This is a genomic window from Flavobacterium fluviatile, assembly GCF_010645065.1.
Lineage (GTDB): Bacteria > Bacteroidota > Bacteroidia > Flavobacteriales > Flavobacteriaceae > Flavobacterium > Flavobacterium fluviatile.
The window spans coordinates 724,303-744,943 of record NZ_JAADZW010000001.1 but is presented as its reverse complement, the minus strand read 5'-3'; the positions used below and the strand labels follow the sequence as shown (position 1 = coordinate 744,943).

The window sequence follows — 20,641 nt, the reverse complement described above, 5'->3', positions numbered from 1 at the left end:
ATAATTATACCCAACGGGTTAACAATATAGTATATGAAAAATTCTAAAATTTATCCCTGGGTCCTGGTTGCTTTGCTTTGGGTAGTTGCATTACTAAATTATATGGACAGGCAAATGCTTGCGACAATGAAACCGGCCATGATGGTTGATTTTGTAGAGTTAGAATCAGCAGAAAATTTTGGAAGACTAATGGCGGTTTTCATGTGGATTTATGCCTTTATGAGTCCCGTTTCAGGTCTTATAGCGGACAGACTAAATAGAAAGTGGCTCATTATCATTAGTCTTTTTGTATGGTCTTCTGTAACTATTACGATGGGTTATGCTGAAACTTTTCAACAATTATACTGGCTTAGGGCGATAATGGGAGTTAGTGAAGCGATGTATATTCCCGCTGCACTTTCTTTAATAGCCGATTTTCATTCCAATAAAACAAGATCACTTGCTATTGGGATACATCTCACAGGATTGTTTATGGGGCAGGCATTAGGTGGTTTTGGAGCAACAATAGCTGATCATTGGAACTGGAAAATAACATTTCAGTTGTTTGGTTCGATAGGAGTTGTTTATTCATTTGTGCTGGTTGTTTTTTTAAAAGAATTTAAAAGTTCTAAAGCTGAGCTGTTAAAAAACAATATAATTGAAAATAAAGTACCTTTTTTTAAGGTCTTTAGTGTGTTGTTTAGTAATATTTCCTATTGGATAATCTTGTTTTATTTTGCTGTTCCTTTCTTGCCGGGTTGGGGAACAAAAAATTGGCTGCCAACACTTTTTGCCAGTACGCTAAATATAGATATGGCTCAAGCAGGTCCGCTTTCGACTATTACTACAGCAGTTTCGTCACTATTTGGGGTGATAATTGGAGGGATTGTTTCAGATCGGTGGGCACGAAAACATCTTCGAGGCCGAATTTACACTTCTTCCTTAGGTCTAGCCCTTACAATTCCTGCCTTATTATTACTAGGCTTTGGTCATTCGCTTGCCCATATAATAGTGGCAGCCTGTTGTTTTGGTTTTGGTTTTGGAATGTTTGATGTAAATAATATGCCTATTCTTTGCCAGTTTGTTGCCCCAAAACACCGGGCAACTGCTTTTGGTTTTATGAATTTAACAGGGATTTTAGCAGGTGCTTTTATAACTGATTTATTAGGTAAATCGGCAGATGAGGGCCATCTTGGGCAAGACTTTGGAATTATGGCTGGTGCTGTATTTGTAGCGCTTGTGGTTCAACTTCTTTTCCTTCGGCCTAAAGTGTCTGATTATGTCGAAAAAAATTAATTACTTTTTAATTCATTCCAATGAATATCCTTCAAATATCCAAAATTGGTTTTATACAGATAATTTTATATAATATAAGATATATCCCAAGTTTTGAATGATGATGAGCTATATTTAAATAAAAAATATAATTTATTTTTTTTTATTGAAAAAAAAATGAATAATGTTTTTTTTTAAAGATTATTTTATCATACTTTTGGTAAACCAGATTGGTGTTCCAATTTTGATATTTAAATTTTAATCTGACAAAATGAATCAAGCCATAAAAAAACAATATTTGTTACTCCAAAAAAAATGATTAGAGTGAAGTTTTTGACTGACCTGTACCAAACATAGTAAAGCTTTTCAAAATGCTTTTAGACAGAGTAGAAATTATACTAAAAAAATTATCAACTATTTAACTAAACCATTTTATCGATGAATTTAAAAACTAAATTAATTTTAATGCTAATAATGCTATTCAATATATCATTGTTTGCGCAAGACGGTTATCAATTATCTGGAACCGTAACGGATGAGAGTAATATGCCTATACCTGGTGTGAATGTTGTTATAGGGAAAAGTAATCAGGGAACTTCGACTGACTTTGATGGAAAGTTTCAATTGAAAGTTGCTAAGGGAGATGTACTTCAGATTACGTATATAGGTTACTTAAATCAATCTGTTACAATATCAGATCAAAAAACGCTTAAGGTGGTCCTGAAGGAAGATGCTAATAAACTTGAAGAAGTAGTAGTAGTAGGGTATGGTACCAGAAAAAAATCCCAAGTTACCGGATCTATTGCTAAGATTGGAGGAGAAGAGATAGCTGCCATACAATCAACTCGTGTTGATGATGCATTAGCTGGAAAGTTATCTGGTGTAAGAATTCAGACTCAGGATGGATCTCCAGGAGCAGACCCAAAAATTCAAATTAGAGCGTCCGCATCTGTAAACGGAAATGCAAGTCCACTTGTTGTTGTAGACGGATATCCTATTTCCGGAAGTATAGCCACTATAAACCCTAACGATATTGAAAGTTTAGAAGTGCTAAAAGACGCTGCTTCTTCTGCCATTTATGGTTCAAGGGGAGCAAATGGGGTAATTTTAGTGACTACCAAAAAAGGAAAAAGCGGTAAACCTAGCTTCAGTTATAATACCTATGCGAGTTTATCGAATAGATATAATAACAAAAATGCGCAAATGACTGCAGGAGAGTGGGGTAATAAATTAGAAAAGGGTATTGCGAACGGCACTTATGATGTTTCTAATTTGGATCCAAGATATGTACAATATAAAGTTGACGCTTATAAAAATGCGCCGGATGTTGTATCGATAGAAGACTGGCTTTTTCAAACTGGTCAAAGTATTAACCACGACTTTAGTGTAACTGGAGGAACTGAAGATGTGAAATACTTTGCGTCTTTGGGTTATCAAAATACCGAGGGTATTGCGCTTAACCAGGGTTTTGAAAAAATTAATGCTCGTATGAATATTGATGCTAAACTAGGCGATAAGTTCAAAACTGGATTAAGTTTTAATGGATTTGCATCTAGAAGAGATATCTTAGGTACTGATATGAGAGACCTTATCAGAGCTTACAATATTTCACCTATTTATCATACAGCAGCTTCTATTGCATTTGTACAGCAATTGGATCAGCAAAGAGCTGCTCTTTCTGCGGCAGGTGTTCCGGGCTTAGCTAGTACATTTAATTCTGGTGCTCAGGTAAATGCAACATATTTTAACAAAGATATTTATAGTTTACAGCCAGGAATGCCTGTGAGTGACTGGCATTATGGAAGAGCAAATAATGGTATTGGAGGCACTGGTGACAATGGACCTGCGTTAAAACTGGACAACACAAAACGCTACCAAAACATCTATTTTGGTAATGTAAATACCTATTTACAATACAGCATAATTAAAGGATTAGACATAAAAACGGTTTTAGGTGCTGACCTTAATGATACCGAAGATTATTTTTGGAAAGGCTTAGGGTATGATCCTTCATCCCGACCAGCGCAAACTAATTTAAATAAAACATTATTAAAACAGTCCTCTGTATTAAGTGAAACTACTTTGAGTTATACTAAAGATATTGGTAAGCATAATATATCTGCTGTTGCAGGAATTGAGTTTCAAAGTATTTATTATAAAGGACTTGCTACAGCCGGTATTAATGTGCCTTTTGGGGATATTATTAATTATAACCTGCTGGCTCCTGCAGATATTACAGTAACTGAAAGGGATGAAACTATAGTAAGAAAAAGTATTTTTGGCAGATTAAATTATGCTTATGACGATCGTTATTTATTCTCTGCATCTTTAAGAAGAGATGGTGATTCCCGTTTCGGAGCTAATAAAAAATTCCAGACGTTTCCTGCTGTTTCTGTAGGCTGGAATGTACATAAGGAATCCTTTTTCAAGTCAGAACTAGTAAGTTTGTTGAAATTTAGATTGAGTACAGGTTCTTTAGGATCTACTTCTGATTTAGGGGCTTATAGTTCATTGAGTCTTTTGGGATCAAGAGCAACAATATTCGGTACAGGAAATACTATCCCATCTAATATTTTAAATCCAGATCTTACCTGGCAGACCAATACAGAGACCAACTATGGTATTGATTTAGGATTTAAAAGCAATCGTTACAGGTTGAGTGTAGATTATTATACTTCTGATATTAAAGATATCTTAATTAATCAGCCTATATCAGAAATATTAGGTAATCCTACAGCAAAACTGAATTCAGGAGACGTAAGAAGTTCCGGATTAGAATTTGAATTATCAGGAGCCATTATCCAAAGTAAGGATTTTTCCTGGAACCTTGCAGCCAATTTATCAACTGTAAAAACTAAAATTACCGATTTAGGCGGACTTAGTGAGATACCTCCAACAATTTATGGAGTGAGTGGCAGAGGTCCTTATTTTAGAAATTATGTCGGTGGTCAGATAGGGGAAATGTGGGGTGTAGAAACAATTTCAGCGGTTGAAGATAAATTTATCAAGGATCCAACTCAGGCAATTGGCATTAATAGTTCTGCCTATTATGTTAAAGACCAGCAATCTCCAGGTGAACCTGGCTATGGAGTAATTGATAAGAATCGTACAGTTGAGCAAGGAGGGGATTTGGTTAAAATAGGAAATAATACACCTGACTTTTACTGGGGATTGAATAGTTCAATGAATTATAAAGATTTTGATTTTTCATTCCAGTTGCAAGGATCGCAGGGAGGAGAAGTTTGGAATGTGGATCCAATTTATTGGAATTCAGAGTTTGGCAGGGCATTTACGCCTGGTTTTGATGCGAATAATGATGCTAAAGCAGATGCTAACGGATTACCTTATTTGACATCGAATAGTCAGCTTGACGCACAGATTCAGGATGCTTCTTTTGTAGCGTTGAGAAATATTACATTAGGATATTCTTTTAAACCAGAATTATTGAATAAAGCAGGAATAAGCTCTACTAGGCTTTATATAGCAGCTACAAATCTATTGTATTTCTGGGGCAAAGATTATACTTCATTTAATCCAGAGGGTGTTGATACGACACAGGCTGGTTATGGTGGGCCTACAACATATGGGGTACAAAATGGTGCAACTCCAATTGCCAGAAGCTTTACACTAGGTTTAAATATTAATTTCTAAAGACTTAAAAATGAAAAGAGTATATATATTATTATTAGGATTAATGCTGGGAACATCAGCCTGTGAAACTGATTTGGATCAAACGCCTCCAAATATTGCTAATTCAGATTCATTGACAGATTTTACAGGAGTATTAAATGCAGCCTATTTCTACCAGCTCGCTTCAGTTACACCAATGGCAGTGATGGGTGATTTCAGGGCAGATAATGCAAAAATGATTGAACCACCCTATACGGAATTTGATATTTTTTCTGGAAATAATCTCACTCAGATGAATGAGCAGTTTTTTCGTCCTTTTTATGCGGCAATGTATAAGTCTATTCTGAGTGCAAACAACGTTATTTTAAATTCAAAAAATGCTACACAAGTTGGTGAGGCTAAATTTTTAAGGGCTTTATCTTATTTTAAATTAGTGCGCGTTTTTGGAGACGTAAGTGTAAATTTAAAAGCTTTGCCAATTGTATCAGATTACCCTTCTTTTGCGAGACAACCTGCAGCAGATGTATACAACAACGTAATTATTCCAGATCTAATAGACGCTAAAGCTGTTTTGAGTCCGACAAGATCTACTATAGGAAGAGCTACGAAGTATGCTGCACAAGGCTTACTGGGGAAAGTCTATATGCAAATGGGTAACCCTCTCCTGGCCGAACCTGAACTGGCTGCTGTTGTAAATGCTGCGGCATCACCTGGGTCAAGTGACGCAACAAAATTTGCTTTAAAAACAACTTATGCCGGTATTTTTGGCAGTGCAAATGATTTGAATTCTGAAATCCTTTTTGCAACTCAGATTTCAAGTTCTATAAGAGACGAATATGCAGCTGTTTCTGCAAGTAATTTTTGGACATGGTATTTAGGAATAGATACAAAATCAATCTCACCTGTTGATCCCAGTTTAGTAACTGCTTATAATACAAATCCGGGAGACTTAAGGAAAACAACGAATATTCAGGTTTCAGGAGCCAATATCATCTCTCCAAAATATCCTTCATCCAGTGGTCCTAATCAGGACTGGATTGAATTGAGATTAGCTGATATTATCTTGTTATATGCTGAAGCATTAAATGAGAATACCAATGCTGGTGGAGCGAATTCTGTAGCTATTTTGAACAGATTAGATTATATAAGGTCCAGAGCAGGTTTAGCTTCTTTATCTTTAAGTACGGCTCCTACTCAGGCCGCCGTAAGAGCTGCGATATTAAAAGAAAGAAGGTTAGAATTAGCTTTTGAGGGTCAGAGATGGTTTGATTTGGTAAGAACAAATACAGTAAGTGCAGAAATGGGAGCAACAATCGATAGTAAGTACTATGTGTTTCCTATTCCAATCTCTGAAATAACTGCTTCGGATAACATTATAACCCAAAATGAGGCATACAAATAGAAGAGTAGTGTCGTAAATGTGAATTATTTTATTGCTAACCGGCCTGAATCGAAGGGTCGGTTAGCTTTTTTAAATTCAGGACTTATAGTAGTTTTTATTTATGTAAAATATTTGGAGTGCCAACTTTAATACTATTATTCAGTACATGAACTTAGATATTCTTTCGAAAAACGAAAACTTAGAAAGCACGGGTCGTGTTAATAAAATAATTGGTCAAATTAATGATTTAATTAACGAAAAGCTTTTACAGCCAGGTGATAGATTGCCTCCTGAACGGGAACTAGCTGAGAAATTTAACGTAAGCAGAAGAAGTATTCATGTGGCAATTTTAAAATTAGAATCTTATGGAATTTTAAAATCCATTCCACAAAGCGGAACATTTATTCCAAATATCGGCAGGATAGCAATGAACGGTATGGTCAGAGATCTCTTAAATCTTGGATTGCCAAGCTTTAAATCATTGGTTGAGATTAGAATTATATTAGAATTAAAAGCGGTTAAATTGGCAGCAAAGAAACGTTCCGAAGAAGATTTAATTAATATTAAAAGCGCCCTGGATGCACATGAAAAAAAAATATTATCTGGTGAAGATGGTGTCCAGGAAGATTTATTATTTCATTTAGCAATTGCAAAAGCAAGTGATAATGTTACTATGAATCAGATTATGATCGCCATTACACCTCAAATTATTGTTGATTTTAAAAAGTATCATGTTGATTACAATCAATTGGATGAATTGAGAATAAAAGAACATAGGAAAATCTATAAGGCAATAAAAAATCAAGATCCTAAGTTAGCCAAAAAAAGAATGAAGCAACATTTTAAGTTACTATACGAATATTGCGGTATTAGTAAATAGCATTAAAGTAGAAGAGAAGAATGGTAATAAATTAAAAACACCATTTTTTATAATAAGTATAATCACAGCACGATGTAAAATTGTCTTTAAACTATATTTTACTATTGAGAAATATCAAAAATAAAAAATATGAATAACAACACTAAATTAACTGGAAAAAATATTCTGATTACCGCAGGCGCACAAGGAATTGGAGAGGCAATAACAAAACACTTTATTGATAGTGGAGCAAATGTTGCCATTCATTACTTTTCTAGTGCTGATACAGCAAACCAATTAAAGGAATATGCTAATAAAAAAGGACAAAAAGCTGTCACTATAAGTGGTGATCTGACAAAAGAATCCGATGCAAATTTATTGGTAGAAAAAACCGTAGAAGCTTTAGGAAGTCTAGATATCTTAATAAATAACGCTGGCTCAATGGTTGCAAGAAAAATGCTCAATGAGATGGAGGCTGATTTCTGGCATAAAGTAATGGATATTAACCTGACATCGATGATGTTTGTAACACGTGCTGCAGCTCCCTTTCTAGCCAAAAAAGAACATAGCAGCATTGTTAATTTAGCATCATTAGCGGGGCGTAAAGGAGGGCATTCAGGTTCACTGGTTTACTCAACAAGTAAAGGTGCTATCTTGACATTCACAAGAGCACTTTCATCAGAGTTAGGACCTCAGGGAACTAGAGTTAATGCAGTTGCTCCAGGACTTATTTTAGGCACTTCGTTTCACAACACGCATACAACAAAAGAATCGGCAGCAGCAACAATTGCCGGAATTCCTATTCAACGACCTGGAAACGCTGATGATGTAGCGCGAGCGGTTTTGTACCTCGCATCAGAGTATGACGGTTTTATTACTGGGGCTACACTCGACATTAATGGCGGAGTCTATAATATGTAATTTGTTTCCAAATAAAATACGCTTAACTAATTAAGATAATACTTTTGAATCCTACACAGTCATGTTAAAGACCGCAGTAATACACCCAACAATCATGGAAGCATTGGCACGTTCAGGACATTTTGCCCAAGTGGTTATAGCAGACGGTAATTTACCAGTTGGTGCCGTAACAGGTCCAAATTCTACAATGGTGCATCTCAACTTTCGGCCAGGATTACTAGATGCCGTCACAGTTCTTGAAGGAATACTTGAAGTCTGTCCTGTCCAGGGAGCAATAGTTATGCAAAGGCCTGCTGAAGCAAACGCAGAAATACATCTTGTTTATAAAAAATTACTTGGTAATGTAACCTGGGACGAGATGGAACGCTGGGCTTTCTACGATAAAATTAGAGAACCTGCTACCACATTAATTATTCAAACAGGAGAGCAACGCCGCTTTGCCAATTTAATTCTAACAGTTGGAGTAGTAAAAATGACAGAAGAAAGCGATTTTTAGAAAATTGGTTTTTCTTGAAAATTGAAATAGATACTTAAATATTCTAATTATTTTAATTATGGGGATACTTCATAAATCTCTTCAAAAATTAATATATTAAAACCAGTTAAATCACTTATAAAAAAATTAAACTATAACTTAAACAATCATGAATTTTAAAATCTCAAATCTCTCTTTATTCATCGCAATAACGATGGTAACCTGTGTATATTGCCAGGATGAAAAAAGTAAAAAGAATGTTGCAGATATCGATCTGTCCCATTGGTCTTTAACAACTCCGGCAGAGGATCCTAATAAGCCAGGAAAAACACTTGATTTAAACTATCCTGAGATATTGGATTTCTCTTCAAATGATGCTGTTAATAAATTTATGTATGAAGATCCAAAAGATAAATCTATTGTTTTTTACGCATTTCCATCCGGAATATCGACAGCCAACAGCCATTTTTCCAGATCCGAATTAAGAGAAACTATGGGAATTGGGAATAAAAATGTAAACTGGACTTTTGCCCAGGGCGGAAATTTCAAAGGAACTTACGCTATAGAGGATGTTTCAAAGGAACCAGACGGAAAATTCAGTAAGGTAATCATTGCTCAAATCCATGGAAGATTAACTGATGAGCAGCGTGATTTAATTGGTCAAAAGGATAATAATGCGGCTCCGATCTTAAAAATTTATTGGGAGCAAGGAAAGATTAAGGTAAAAACTAAAGTGATTAAAAACAGCAATGCAACCTTAAAAGAATTGCTTCCTGATCATGCCTGGATGGACGATAAAGGAAATATATTCAAAGAAAAAATAGATTTTAACACAAAATTTACTTTGGAGATTAAAGTATCTGATGGCAGGTTAGAGGTTATTTTAAATGATAAGGAATCGTTTGTTTACGACAATTTAAGTATAAAAAAATGGGGAGTTTTTGAAAATTATTTTAAGGCGGGTAATTATTTTCAGTCAAAAAGCCCTGATACATTTGCCAAAGTTAAGTTGTATAGCCTTGAGGTATCACATTAATAACAATTATCAAATAGATTTTTTAAAAGTTTTAAATATTAGAATTTAATAGAGTTATTAGCTCAGCGAAAATTACCTCTTACTATTTTGTGAGAGGTTTTTTATTTTAATTATTGTTTTTATTAAGCTTTTTTTTCTGATTTATTGAAAACTAAAGACCTGTAGCTTTCAAAAAACGAAGGTGTTTTATATTTAGGGCTTTGCTTTACAAATACACACATACTCAGTGATTCATATACTTAGTAATGAGGATCAATTGTCCGGCTTTCACTTTATTTTTACTTCGGTACATCTTGGTAATAATATCATTGCTTACAGTTTGCAATATATGTTAGAATAATTTTAAAACTTACCATAATATCTAACATAAAAAAACCAATAACTCTTAGTAACTAAGCGTTATTGGTTTTTGTTTTGAATAATTATTTATGAAATATAAAAATTATATTTTATTAATATCCTGGATTCTGTATAATAGGATATGTAGTGTTAGTTACAATTTCTACATTCGGAATTGGCAGTAAATTGAACTTAGGATCATTGGTTTTTTCTTGCAATTGCTGTGTTGTATAAGCTCCATCGTATTGAGAATAAAAAGGCTGCATTGTTGCAAAATGATTACTCATTACGGTTTTGGCATTGATTGTTGGCATAGTTGTATTAAAGCGCAGCAAGTCAAACCATCTTTGATTTTCCAATGCAAATTCCCATCTTCTTTCATCTGCAACCGCTTTTTCATATAAGGCAGTAGTGCTAATACTGGCAGTTGTTAGAGGGGCTAATCCTGCTCTGGTGTGTACCTGATTCAAATATCCTAACGTTGTTGTATTACTAGCGCCAACTGCTTCACAATACATTAATAATACGTCGCTAAAGCGCAATACTGGCCAGTCTAACTCAGAGTCATTTGCAACTGTAGTTAATATATTGTGTTTTGCTGCCCAATAGGTCCAGGTAGAGGATGCAGATGTACTAGTTGGCTTATAAACTTTGATCGTATAATCTCTTCTTAAATCATTTGCAGGGTAAGAATCATACAACTCTGCAGTTGGATTGTTGAATGCTCCACGTGTTCCTGCTGGTTGTGCCAGTTTTGTCTGGGAAGCTATACTTGATGTATTGGTTGAAAACAAGTTTGATAAAGAACTTCCATAGCCCAGACCTCCGGATTTGAATCGGATTGCAAAAATCATTTCAGCATTCATTTCGTTTGTACTTGAAAAAACGCTCGAATACCCTGTTGTTCCGGTTAAAATCGAATGTCCACTATTATTGATCACATCTGTTAAAAGAGGTATTGCATCAGATTTTTGTCCTAATGTCAGGTAAACTTTAGCAAGTAAAGCTCTTGCCGCCCACACAGTCGCCTTACCTTGTACCGCTTTTTGTGCGTCAGTAGTATTACCATATTTAGCCGATATACAATTTTCAGAAGCGTTTTTCAGGTCAGCCAGTATGAATTTATAAATATCATTAACTTCAGATCTTGGAATCTTTAGTGCTTCTTCAGAAGTGACAACTTTGTCAAGCAGGAACACACCTCCATACAATCGAACAAGATTGAAGTAATGATAAGCACGCATAAAAGAAGCTTCTCCGGCAATTCTTTTTCTTTCGGCTTCTGTCATTGTAATTTTGAAATCACCATATTCAATTGTACCTGAATTTCTGTTATAAGACGTATTTAGACCTTCTAATAAAGCATTTATACTTCTAATACTTTGGTATGTTGTTCCCCAGTAGCTTTCAATAAAATTATCAAAAGCAGGTGCTTCAAAAATGTCGTTACTGTATATCTGCAGGTTTTGCGGATTTGTAGTTGCCGTAAGATTCATAAAAGTATTATCACTTCTAATCTCAGAGAGCATCCATTCAAAAGCCACTGGAGCTCTTAAAGAACTATAACATCCTGACAGTGCATAATTTAATTCGCTTTCACTATTGTAAAAACCTTCTAGTGGTATTTGATTTTGATTTTCAAGTTCTATATAATCAGAACAGCTGGTCATAATTAGAATTGAAAATAAAAGTAATAATTTTGTATTGAGAATATTTTTCATAATTTTTTTAATTTTTGATTACTAAATCCAATTAGATTGAGTTTTTGGTTATAGACCTACTTCTAATCCAAACAAAATTGTCTTTTGCATAGGAAAACCTCCTCTTTGATATCCATCAATTAAAGCACTGGTCTGTGACGTCCTTGCTTCTATATTAATACCTCTGTAATCTTTGTTATTCCAAAACAATAAGTTTTGTCCTGAAAGAGAGAATCTTAAATTAGTTAAACCAATTTGTTGCAGGGTTTCTTTTCCAAGATTATATCCTAAATTAATTTCGCGAAGTGAAGTGTATGATGCATCTTCTACCGCATTATCAGTAAATACCCAATTGTATCCGTTTGTGGTATAAGGTGTTTTTCCATCACCAGGATTATTAGGGCTTACCCATCTATTTGCCATATAATTTAAGTTTCTTTCCTTTGCTTCATTATAATTAACATCACCGTTAATTAATTCTCCACCAACTACTCCTTGTAGCGTAAAGCTTAAATCAATATTTTTATAGGTTAATTTATTACTGAATCCCCAGGTAAAATCAGGATATGGATTACCTAAAATTGTTCTGTCGTTGTTATCAAGAACGCCATCTCCGTTTAAATCAACAAGCTTTAATCCTCCCTCTTTCAGTCCATTGGTCAGAGTTGTTGTAAGTCCTGAAGCTTGTATGTCTTCAATGCTGTTCCAGATACCATCTGTCTTAAAACCATAAAAACTAATTAAAGGCTCTCCTACAATGGCATAATTGTTCAATCCGCTTCGTCCGTCAATTGTTGGGGAAATAATACTTGTTTTTTCTCCAAGGTTTTTAATTTCATTCTTTACATGTGAAATATTAAAATCTGTAGTCCATGAGAAGTTTTGATTTTTAATATTTACAGTAGACAATTCTACTTCAAAACCTTTGTTTCTCAAACTTCCCACGTTTGCAATAACAGAGCTTGAACCAGAGATTAGCATACTGGATTGTTCCAGCAATAGTTTTTCAGTATTAGATTGGTAAACATCAACATTTAAGTTTAATCTGCTTTTGAACATCGACAGGTCAAATCCAAAATTGGACTGAAAAGTTCTTTCCCAGGTAATATCAGGATTATTGTTGATATTGCTTGTGTTTGCTACACCAATCGAAACATTGCCGTTTCCGTTTCCGCTTACATAATTCGAAGGATTTAAATAATATTGATATAAGAAATCGCCAATATTATTATTTCCGGTAGCACCATAACTCGCTCTAAACGCCATTCGGTTTATAACGTTGATATCAGACATGAAGTCCTCTTTAGAAACTACCCAACCTGCAGATACAGCTGGAAAACCGCCCCATTTATTTCCATCTCCAAATTTGCTGCTGCCGTCAGTTCTGTAGCTTCCCATTAATAAGTATTTATCTTTGTAAGCATAGTTAATTCTTCCCAGGAAAGAGATTAGGCCAATCGTAACATCTGACTGTATTGGCTGCAATACAACAGTAGCGTAGTTTAAGTTTTTATTCTCATCACTTGGAAAGGTTGTTCCGGCAGTTACCAGAGACTTTGTTCTTGTTGATTGCAAAGTAAAGCCTGCAAGAGCTCCAAATTCGTGATTACCAATGCTTTTTTTATAGTTTAAAGTATTCTCTGTCAAGAAATCAAAATAATTGGTATTCGTATAAGTAGCGTAATTTGGATTCCCCATTCTTGAAGCGTTTGCTGCTCCTGACTGAACTCTTTGTGAATCTCTGTAATATATATTTTGAGTTGTTTTGAAATCTAATCCTTTTTTGATTTCATAATTCAACCCAACACTTCCCTGAAGTCTAAACTGATTAGTATTGTCATCCTGTTCCAGCAAAGCTCTCATAGGATTTGTATTTGAAGTAGTAAACGGAACAGCATTTGCAGCCGTTGTATAAGCAACACCATTTGGATCTATGCCTGTATAAACCAAATTCGCAAAATCATCATCTTCAGCATAATTCCCTGGTAAGATACCTCTGGATGGCTGCTGTCCATTGATAAAATCGGCTGTGGCTTGTGTGTGATATACGGGTATGAAACTAGGAAATCTTGTAAAATCTATAAAATTGATTGCAGGTCGTTCTGTTTTTGTATTAGAAGGGTTCAAATTAATATTTAACTTTAATTTGTCTGTTAACTGGAAATCGAATTTAGCTCTGAAATTCAGCTTTTCAAACTCACTTTTTAACATCATACCCTGATCATCCTGATAACCAACAGAGATAAAAAACTTGTTTTTAGTAGTTCCTCCGGATACATTAAATTGTAAGTCCTGGTAATAAGCCGTACGCAAAGCTTCTTTTTGGTAATCTGTTGCTTTTCCGCCCAGTAGATCTTTCTCAATAGAATATTGTGCACGCCATTTATCAAGCGAAGGTAAGCTAGAACCGTAAGCTGTTGTCCAGGCCGGATCAGCATCTCTTAAGGCCTGTTCTGCATAAAGTCTTTCTACATAATCAGTTGAATTCATAATATTATAAGTATCATACGCTTGTTTTATACCTGCTGTACTTTTAAAATAATATTTTGTTTCGCCGTTTTTACCACTTTTAGTGGTTACAAGTATTACACCATTGGCTCCGCGAGAACCATAAATTGCGGCAGAGGCAGCATCCTTAAGAACCTCAACAGATTCTACATCAGCACTGTTAAGAGCAGAAAAACCGTCCGGCATTGGCTGCCCATCTACTACTAACAAAGGTCCTGAACCAGCAGTAACAGAACTTATTCCTCGTATATTTATTTGAGTATCTGCACCTGCTTCTGAGGATATACTTTGAATTCTTACACCGGCAATTTTTCCCTGGATGGCATTATCTAGGCGTGATACAGGTGCGTTTTCAAATTTTTCACTTTTTAATTTGGCAACAGAACCGGTAACACTTGATCGTTTTTGTGTTCCGTAGCCAATAACTACAACATCATCCAGAATATTTGTCGATTCCGCCAATGTCACATTCAGAATTTTATTGTTGCCTATAGTGAGTGTTTTGGTTGCAAATCCAATATAGGAAAAGCTTATTGTTGATTTTGAGCTGTTTACTGTTATGGTATATACACCGTCAAAATCTGTCACTGACTTATTTCCATCGGAACTAATTGTGACACCAGGTAATGATTGTCCGGTATTATCAACCACTTTTCCTGATATTTTTAACTTATCAGTTTGTGCATGAATAATACTCGAGAAAACCAAAAGCAAAATCAAAATCTTTTTTTTCATAATTAAATCTTTAGTTAGTTTAGAGTTCAAATAGTTTAATTTAATTGGTTGCCAGATTAACTGCAAACTAGACAACCAAACTGGTCAACCAATTAACAACGCAAACTTAACTTTTTTTTAACTAGATAAAAAAATAAATCAGGAAAAAATAATAAAATAAAGTAAAAAAAAATGAATAATCCTTTATTTAACAAGGATATAAATAAATAAATCAATAAAATACCGATTTATCAGTAAATTTTTAAATATTTGAACAGTTTGCTATTTGATAGAATAACTAATGATCTACAATATTTTTACAATCGAAATATAATATGCAAGTCTTTACTTGTTATAGTTAGTTTGGATGTCCTCAGTATATTACTGTTAATTGGTAAATGGTGGTGCTTATAAAACGTCCTGCGGCTTATTGTGAGGAAGCAGAATGGTGTACCCGACACCTTTCCCTTTGACGGATTTGGCCACAATAGTTCCCAGATGTTTCTCTATAATGCGTTTGCAAAAAGCCATTCCAATACTAATTTTATTAAACTGTGCTGACTTCTGCAGAATCTGAAACACTAGCGAGGAATCTTTTAGGAAGCCTTCCCCGTTGTCTGTATAGGTTATCTTTACAAATTTTTCGTATTGATATTTATTCGATGATTCCATAAAAATATTTTTTTTGGTTTCAATCATTGAAATTTCAATGTATAAATTCTCTTTTTGAACATCTCTGTTACTTATCGAATTGCATATGAGTTCTACGAAGAAATGCGTCAGCAGGCGCTGGTCTGCATAAAAGATGGGGCAGCGCGAGGGATAACTTATCACTATGCTCTTATCGTTGGTGTTTACTTCCCTAATAGCCTGCTGCACTACTACATCAAGCTGTATTGGAACATACGAGAGGTTTTTATTTTCCAATTGTTCATAGCGCTGCAAGGTCAAAAGCATTTCACGCATCTCGGAGGAGTAGTTGATTATTTTACCGATTTTTTCAGCCACACCGTTTTCAATTTTTCCGCACTCTGCTAAAAGGAAGTTGCCTGTAAAGACTGTTTTTCTTAGCGGTTCCTGAAGATGATGGGCAATGATTTTGAATATCTCCTGCTGCTGTTCTTTAATGGATTTAAGTTTTCTAAATTGAATTTCAAGATCTTTCTGATGCTCCAGCAGCGCATTTTTTACTTCAATAAGCTCTGCATTTTCAGCCAGGGTTTCCTCAGCGGCTCTCTTGGCCTCCATGAGTTCTTTCTCAAATCGGTTTCGGTTTGAGATAATCATGCCTCCGCAGTGAATCTCTGTGTCATCTTCACCTTGCGTAACTTCAACGTTTAATAATACCGGAATAGAATCGCCTTGTCCTTTAAAGGAGAGAAAGATTTCGCGCACCGATTTTTTCATTTTTATCAAAGGATAAAAGTGGGTCTGAAAAAATATCCTGCTGCCCACAGTGAGTAAATCCTCTATACGGCTTCCTATTACAGCGTTATCAACGCCCAGTTTTAATCGCATTTCAGTATTCATTTTCACTATCTTTCCATTATCTGAAAATGAAAACAGAAAGCAGGGGACAGAATTGTAAATATCCTCCCAATGCGGATGAGGGTTTTCGGATTTAATAGGTAGTCTGGTTTAGGAATTTCTGAATGAGCTTCACCGTTTCTTCGGGATCGCTCATATGGGGGCAGTGTCCGGTGGCATTCATTTTTTCAAATGTGCTTCCTTTAATTTTATGATGTATGTACAGGCCAACCTCTTCAGGTGCAATTGCATCATCCGAACATTGTAAAATTAAGCATGGCATGGTTAGATTCGAAAGGTCTTCCCTGTTGTCCGAGAAGAAAGTAACTTCAGCAAACCTTCTGGTAATCACCGGGTCGGTTGAGCAGAAACTTTCCTTAAGTTCTTGTGTTAATTCAGCGCGCTCTTCATTTTTCATCACAACTGGGGCTAAAAAATTAGCCCAACCGATAAAATTGTTTTCCATTACCTCAAGAAGACCTTCAAGATCTTCGCGGGAGAATCCTCCCATATAATCCACATCATTTAGATATCGGGCAGAGGGACCGATAAAAATCATGCAGGAGAAAATATCAGGATTTTCTACAGCAGCCAAAAGCCCGATCATTGCGCTGACGCTATGACCTACGAAAATAATTTCCTCAGCTTCAAGAGCAGCACAGATTTCCAGGACATCCTGTGCATATCCGTGAAGGCTTGCATAACGATCAGCATGATAAGCGACAGTGTCTGATTTTCCGCAACCAACATAATCAAAGAGTACAACCTTGTATTCTTCTTCAAAGGCAGGAGTAACAAACCTCCACATATTTTGGTCACATCCAAATCCATGAGCAAACAGCATTATCTGGTGACCCTGCCCCTTTAAAATAACATTGTTTCGTTTTAGAATATCTTGTGACATTGTTCTTTTTGTAAAATTATAAAATTATAACAGCAATAATACAGTACTTGTGTTTTGCATCGACTAATTGCTTTTGCGCAACACACTGATATATTGCATAAAAGACTGCATAGATTTCTCCTTTAAAAAGCATAATTCATAGACTTTATTTGTCTGATCTTTACGTCTTAAGGAAATTTAAAACGCTAAATACATTTAATTGTAGTAATGAATTCGCTTCACTACATTCTGAAATGATTAAATATATAGTTTCATAATCACCATTGCAGCCAAAGATAGCTAAATTTACATCAAAAACGTCTCTAAAGCACGTTTTAAACTTCAATTATACACTCAAAATTTGTAAAAATTATACATATTTATAGCAGGTCGCGTGTCTTTTGGATAATGCAACCAGACAGTAAGTGAATATGGCAAGATAGATTTGAATGCGAACAGCATTTTTAATAGTTCCCCGAAATTTTTTAATTCACAGATGTTGTTTTAATCATTTGAAGAAAAGCTCAACTCGCCAGCCATTTCCATAAAGGTCAGCAAGTTGAAGTGGAGAAATTTTCAAAACATTGGTAAAAAAACTCACGATTTTGTTCTTCATTCCAATGTTTATCAAACGACCGGGCTACATACGATTGACTTTACTTCAGTTGAATTGGAAAAAGTTGAGTAAAAACGTATTTATTCTGAATTCCAAATATTTTAAAGAACTGTTTTAGATTTAATGTTAACGATACACTATATAAGTAAAAAGTCTTTACTACACATCGCTGGGCTGTCATACTATGAATTATTTCAATGGCTATAGTACAAATAAAACTGTTTAAATTTCTTAAATGAGCGTAAGAGGACAAGGAATTGCCACTAAATAATGTATGTTATTTAAAAATTATTTTTTTGTTGATTTTTTATATAATTTTATCGACTTTTAGCTGTACTCTTAGTTAACACACAAAATCACAAAATATGAATTTAGAGATTCTTAGCAAGAAAGATAATAAGGAAGTTTTAAATACTATTATTTCTAAAATTAGGGACTATATTCTTTATAAAAATTTAGAATCAGGAGATAAACTTCCCTCTGAAAGAATGCTGTCTGAAAAATTTGAAGTGAGCAGAGGTGCTATTCGTGAAGCTATTCAGAAATTAGAGTTTTATGGTATTTTAAATTCTATTCCACAAAGTGGAACTTTCGTCGCCAATATCGGTCAGATTGCGATAAATGGAATCATTGAAGATATTTTAAAGCTAGAAGAGTCAGATTTTAAATCATTAGTAGAAACCAGAATATTGCTAGAATTAAAGACTGTTCGTTTAGCAGCCATTCGCAGAACAGATGCTGATTTAGAGAAAATAAAAGCTGCCCTTGATGCTTACACGAAAAAAACTATGAATGGAGATGATGCTGTACAGGAAGATTTATTATTTCATTTAGCTATTGCAAAAGCAAGTGCAAATAGTACAATTAATACTTTAATGTTATTGATTACGCCCGAGATCATAACCAACTTTAATAAATATCACGTATGTGATGAAAACCAGGCTCAAAAAGGTGTTCAGGAACATTTAGAAATATATGAAGCAATTCAACAAAAGAATCCTCAACTGGCTAAGCAAAAAATGAAGGATCACTTTAAAGTTTTGTATCAATATTGCTATAATTTATAAGGTTTTCGCTTTTTTACTTTACCTTAAAGGTGTCTGTAATTAATTAAGCAGATATTTTATTTAATCACATCATAGAATATTTATAGTCGCTTTTAGTATTATTAAGCCGTGTTTGACTTCTATTCTCAATATATTTTAAAGTGATTTTTTTTCTACTATTACTACTACTACTACTACTACTACTACTACTACTACTTTTAATCATGTCTAAATTTATCCTGTTAATCTGTTAACTTGGATAAGTATTATATGAAAAACACTTCACATTAAGTTCAGCATTCATAATAAATTAAATTATGAACATTCCATAGCTTCTGCTTTTTGATTTAGGTTTTAAAATAAAGTAAAAATGATAAAAAGAAAAAAAAATTAAATTTATTTTTTTTAGTGCTATAAATAATTATATATTTGGCAAACCAAATTGGTTAACCAAAAAAAAAATATTTTTCCTCATTAACAAATAAACCTAAATGAATCCTATACTAAATATAAAGTGCATTAGCTGGACTGAACAAAAAATATATCCGAATGTGTATACATTCATTTTATTTGGCTGGGATTTCTTTTGCTATGACTCTTTATTTAATGGAAGAAGAAAATTAGACTAATTAGATTAATTATCTAAGAGGTAACTCTATATTTTGTTTTGGCTATTTTTAAAAGAATCAATCAGCATGTTTAGATAATTTTAAAAAACACTCATAAAGAGTTTGAAATTGAGTACTGCCATAACTCTTTTGGAGACTTTATTTTTGATTTTTCTATATACCAATTCTTTGTATTTTTTTAAATAAATCTCTTTTTTATTTTTTATTAACGTTTTTTTTATATTTTTAACAAACCAATCTGGTAAACCAGATTTTTAATTTAAAATAATGTTGGAATGAATTTAGAGGTACTTACCAAAAAAGACAATAAGGAGATCATAAATACTATAATCGCACAAATAAGGGATTATATGAATTATAAAAATTTAGAACCTGGAGATAAATTACCTTCAGAGAGAATGTTGTCTGATAAATTTAATGTTAGCAGGAATTCAGTTCGTGATGCTATTCAAAAATTAGAGTTTTACGGTATATTGAATTCTATGCCCCAAAGCGGGACTTTTGTTGCCAACATTGGTGTAATTGCAATGAACGGAATTATAGAGGACATTTTAAGATTAGAAGAGTCTGATTTTAAATCTTTAGTTGAAACCAGAATCCTGTTAGAATTAAAGACGGTTCGTTTAGCCTGTATTCGGAGAACTCAGGATGATTTAAAAAAAATGAAATTAGCTTTGGATGCTTATTCAGAAAAGGCAATGAATGGAGAGGAAGCGGTTCAGGAAGATTTGCTTTTTCACTTAGCCATCGCGAAAGCAAGCGGAAATAGCACAATAAACACATTAATGCTAATCATTACACCTGAAATTATTACCAATTTTGAAAAGTATCATGTTTGTGATGAAAATCAGGCTGTAAAAGGAATTGAAGAGCATTTGAATATATATAATGCAATAAAAGATCAAAATCCAACTTTGGCAAAACAAAAGATGAAAGAGCATTTTAAATCATTGTATCAGTATTGTTATAATGTATAAGTTATGATTTATGTATTATAAGCGATATGCTTATGACTGAAAGTGAATTATTTTTTTCGCTAACTAATTTAATTAAAAATAAAATTGGGATACGATTTAATCTCAATTAGCTGAAAAGTAGTGATGTATTATTATTTTAAGAACAG

General features: G+C 34.1%; 13 protein-coding genes. 9 read left to right on the top strand and 4 right to left on the bottom strand.

What is annotated here, in order from left to right:
- The first annotated feature begins 33 nt into the window (after positions 1-33).
- From GXM17_RS02700 to GXM17_RS02670, 7 genes are all read left to right on the top strand, one after another.
- Positions 34-1,275, top strand: coding sequence for an MFS transporter (locus tag GXM17_RS02700; RefSeq protein ID WP_163397738.1), 1,242 nt, complete (start codon positions 34-36; stop codon positions 1,273-1,275).
- 417 nt (positions 1,276-1,692) lie between these two features.
- Positions 1,693-4,905: a SusC/RagA family TonB-linked outer membrane protein gene (locus GXM17_RS02695; protein WP_163397737.1), complete on the top strand. Its 3,213-nt coding sequence runs from the start codon at positions 1,693-1,695 to the stop codon at positions 4,903-4,905.
- A gap of 10 nt (positions 4,906-4,915) precedes the next feature.
- Complete coding sequence (locus tag GXM17_RS02690) at positions 4,916-6,286, top strand: RagB/SusD family nutrient uptake outer membrane protein (RefSeq protein ID WP_163397736.1); 1,371 nt, start codon at positions 4,916-4,918, stop codon at positions 6,284-6,286.
- A gap of 145 nt (positions 6,287-6,431) precedes the next feature.
- The gene (locus GXM17_RS02685) at positions 6,432-7,145 is read left to right on the top strand and encodes a FadR/GntR family transcriptional regulator (RefSeq protein ID WP_163397735.1); all 714 of its coding nucleotides are present in this window, start codon (positions 6,432-6,434) and stop codon (positions 7,143-7,145) included.
- Between the two features lie 129 nt (positions 7,146-7,274).
- The gene (locus tag GXM17_RS02680; protein ID WP_163397734.1) at positions 7,275-8,045 is read left to right on the top strand and encodes an SDR family NAD(P)-dependent oxidoreductase; all 771 of its coding nucleotides are present in this window, start codon (positions 7,275-7,277) and stop codon (positions 8,043-8,045) included.
- 61 nt (positions 8,046-8,106) lie between these two features.
- Positions 8,107-8,541 carry an RbsD/FucU domain-containing protein gene (locus tag GXM17_RS02675; protein WP_163397733.1) on the top strand — a complete coding sequence of 145 codons (435 nt, stop codon included), beginning with the start codon at positions 8,107-8,109 and terminating at the stop codon, positions 8,539-8,541.
- 148 nt (positions 8,542-8,689) lie between these two features.
- Complete coding sequence (locus GXM17_RS02670) at positions 8,690-9,556, top strand: polysaccharide lyase family 7 protein (protein ID WP_163397732.1); 867 nt, start codon at positions 8,690-8,692, stop codon at positions 9,554-9,556.
- 452 nt (positions 9,557-10,008) lie between these two features.
- Here GXM17_RS02670 and GXM17_RS02665 read toward each other — a convergent pair whose 3' ends face one another.
- The 4 genes from GXM17_RS02665 to GXM17_RS02650 form a co-directional block, all read right to left on the bottom strand.
- Positions 10,009-11,616, bottom strand: coding sequence for a RagB/SusD family nutrient uptake outer membrane protein (locus tag GXM17_RS02665; RefSeq protein ID WP_163397731.1), 1,608 nt, complete (start codon positions 11,614-11,616; stop codon positions 10,009-10,011).
- Positions 11,617-11,664: 48 nt separating this feature from the next.
- Positions 11,665-14,838, bottom strand: a complete 3,174-nt coding sequence (locus tag GXM17_RS02660; RefSeq protein WP_163397730.1) for a SusC/RagA family TonB-linked outer membrane protein — start codon at positions 14,836-14,838, stop codon at positions 11,665-11,667.
- A gap of 387 nt (positions 14,839-15,225) precedes the next feature.
- Entirely contained in the window at positions 15,226-16,347 is a 1,122-nt protein-coding gene (locus GXM17_RS02655) for a phytochrome family protein (RefSeq protein ID WP_163397729.1), read from the bottom strand.
- Between the two features lie 91 nt (positions 16,348-16,438).
- Positions 16,439-17,188: an alpha/beta fold hydrolase gene (locus GXM17_RS02650; protein ID WP_244307317.1), complete on the bottom strand. Its 750-nt coding sequence runs from the start codon at positions 17,186-17,188 to the stop codon at positions 16,439-16,441.
- A gap of 1,020 nt (positions 17,189-18,208) precedes the next feature.
- Here GXM17_RS02650 and GXM17_RS02645 point away from each other — a divergent pair.
- Both GXM17_RS02645 and GXM17_RS02640 read left to right on the top strand, forming a co-directional pair.
- Positions 18,209-18,910 carry a FadR/GntR family transcriptional regulator gene (locus GXM17_RS02645; protein ID WP_163397727.1) on the top strand — a complete coding sequence of 234 codons (702 nt, stop codon included), beginning with the start codon at positions 18,209-18,211 and terminating at the stop codon, positions 18,908-18,910.
- A gap of 883 nt (positions 18,911-19,793) precedes the next feature.
- A complete protein-coding gene (locus GXM17_RS02640) occupies positions 19,794-20,495 on the top strand; it encodes a FadR/GntR family transcriptional regulator (RefSeq protein WP_163397726.1) in 702 nt (233 codons plus the stop codon).
- The last annotated feature ends 146 nt before the right edge of the window (positions 20,496-20,641 follow it).

Excerpts from the sequence above, each read along its gene's own strand:
- GXM17_RS02700 (WP_163397738.1), top strand. The coding sequence starts at position 34 with ATGAAAAATTCTAAAATTTATCCCTGGGTCCTGGTTGCTTTGCTTTGG.
- GXM17_RS02655 (WP_163397729.1), bottom strand. The coding sequence starts at position 16,347 with ATGAATACTGAAATGCGATTAAAACTGGGCGTTGATAACGCTGTAATA.
- GXM17_RS02665 (WP_163397731.1), bottom strand. The coding sequence starts at position 11,616 with ATGAAAAATATTCTCAATACAAAATTATTACTTTTATTTTCAATTCTA.
- GXM17_RS02680 (WP_163397734.1), top strand. The coding sequence starts at position 7,275 with ATGAATAACAACACTAAATTAACTGGAAAAAATATTCTGATTACCGCA.
- GXM17_RS02695 (WP_163397737.1), top strand. The coding sequence starts at position 1,693 with ATGAATTTAAAAACTAAATTAATTTTAATGCTAATAATGCTATTCAAT.
- GXM17_RS02650 (WP_244307317.1), bottom strand. The coding sequence starts at position 17,188 with ATGCTGTTTGCTCATGGATTTGGATGTGACCAAAATATGTGGAGGTTT.
- GXM17_RS02660 (WP_163397730.1), bottom strand. The coding sequence starts at position 14,838 with ATGAAAAAAAAGATTTTGATTTTGCTTTTGGTTTTCTCGAGTATTATT.
- GXM17_RS02685 (WP_163397735.1), top strand. The coding sequence starts at position 6,432 with ATGAACTTAGATATTCTTTCGAAAAACGAAAACTTAGAAAGCACGGGT.
- GXM17_RS02645 (WP_163397727.1), top strand. The coding sequence starts at position 18,209 with ATGAATTTAGAGATTCTTAGCAAGAAAGATAATAAGGAAGTTTTAAAT.
- GXM17_RS02640 (WP_163397726.1), top strand. The coding sequence starts at position 19,794 with ATGAATTTAGAGGTACTTACCAAAAAAGACAATAAGGAGATCATAAAT.
- GXM17_RS02690 (WP_163397736.1), top strand. The coding sequence starts at position 4,916 with ATGAAAAGAGTATATATATTATTATTAGGATTAATGCTGGGAACATCA.
- GXM17_RS02675 (WP_163397733.1), top strand. The coding sequence starts at position 8,107 with ATGTTAAAGACCGCAGTAATACACCCAACAATCATGGAAGCATTGGCA.
- GXM17_RS02670 (WP_163397732.1), top strand. The coding sequence starts at position 8,690 with ATGAATTTTAAAATCTCAAATCTCTCTTTATTCATCGCAATAACGATG.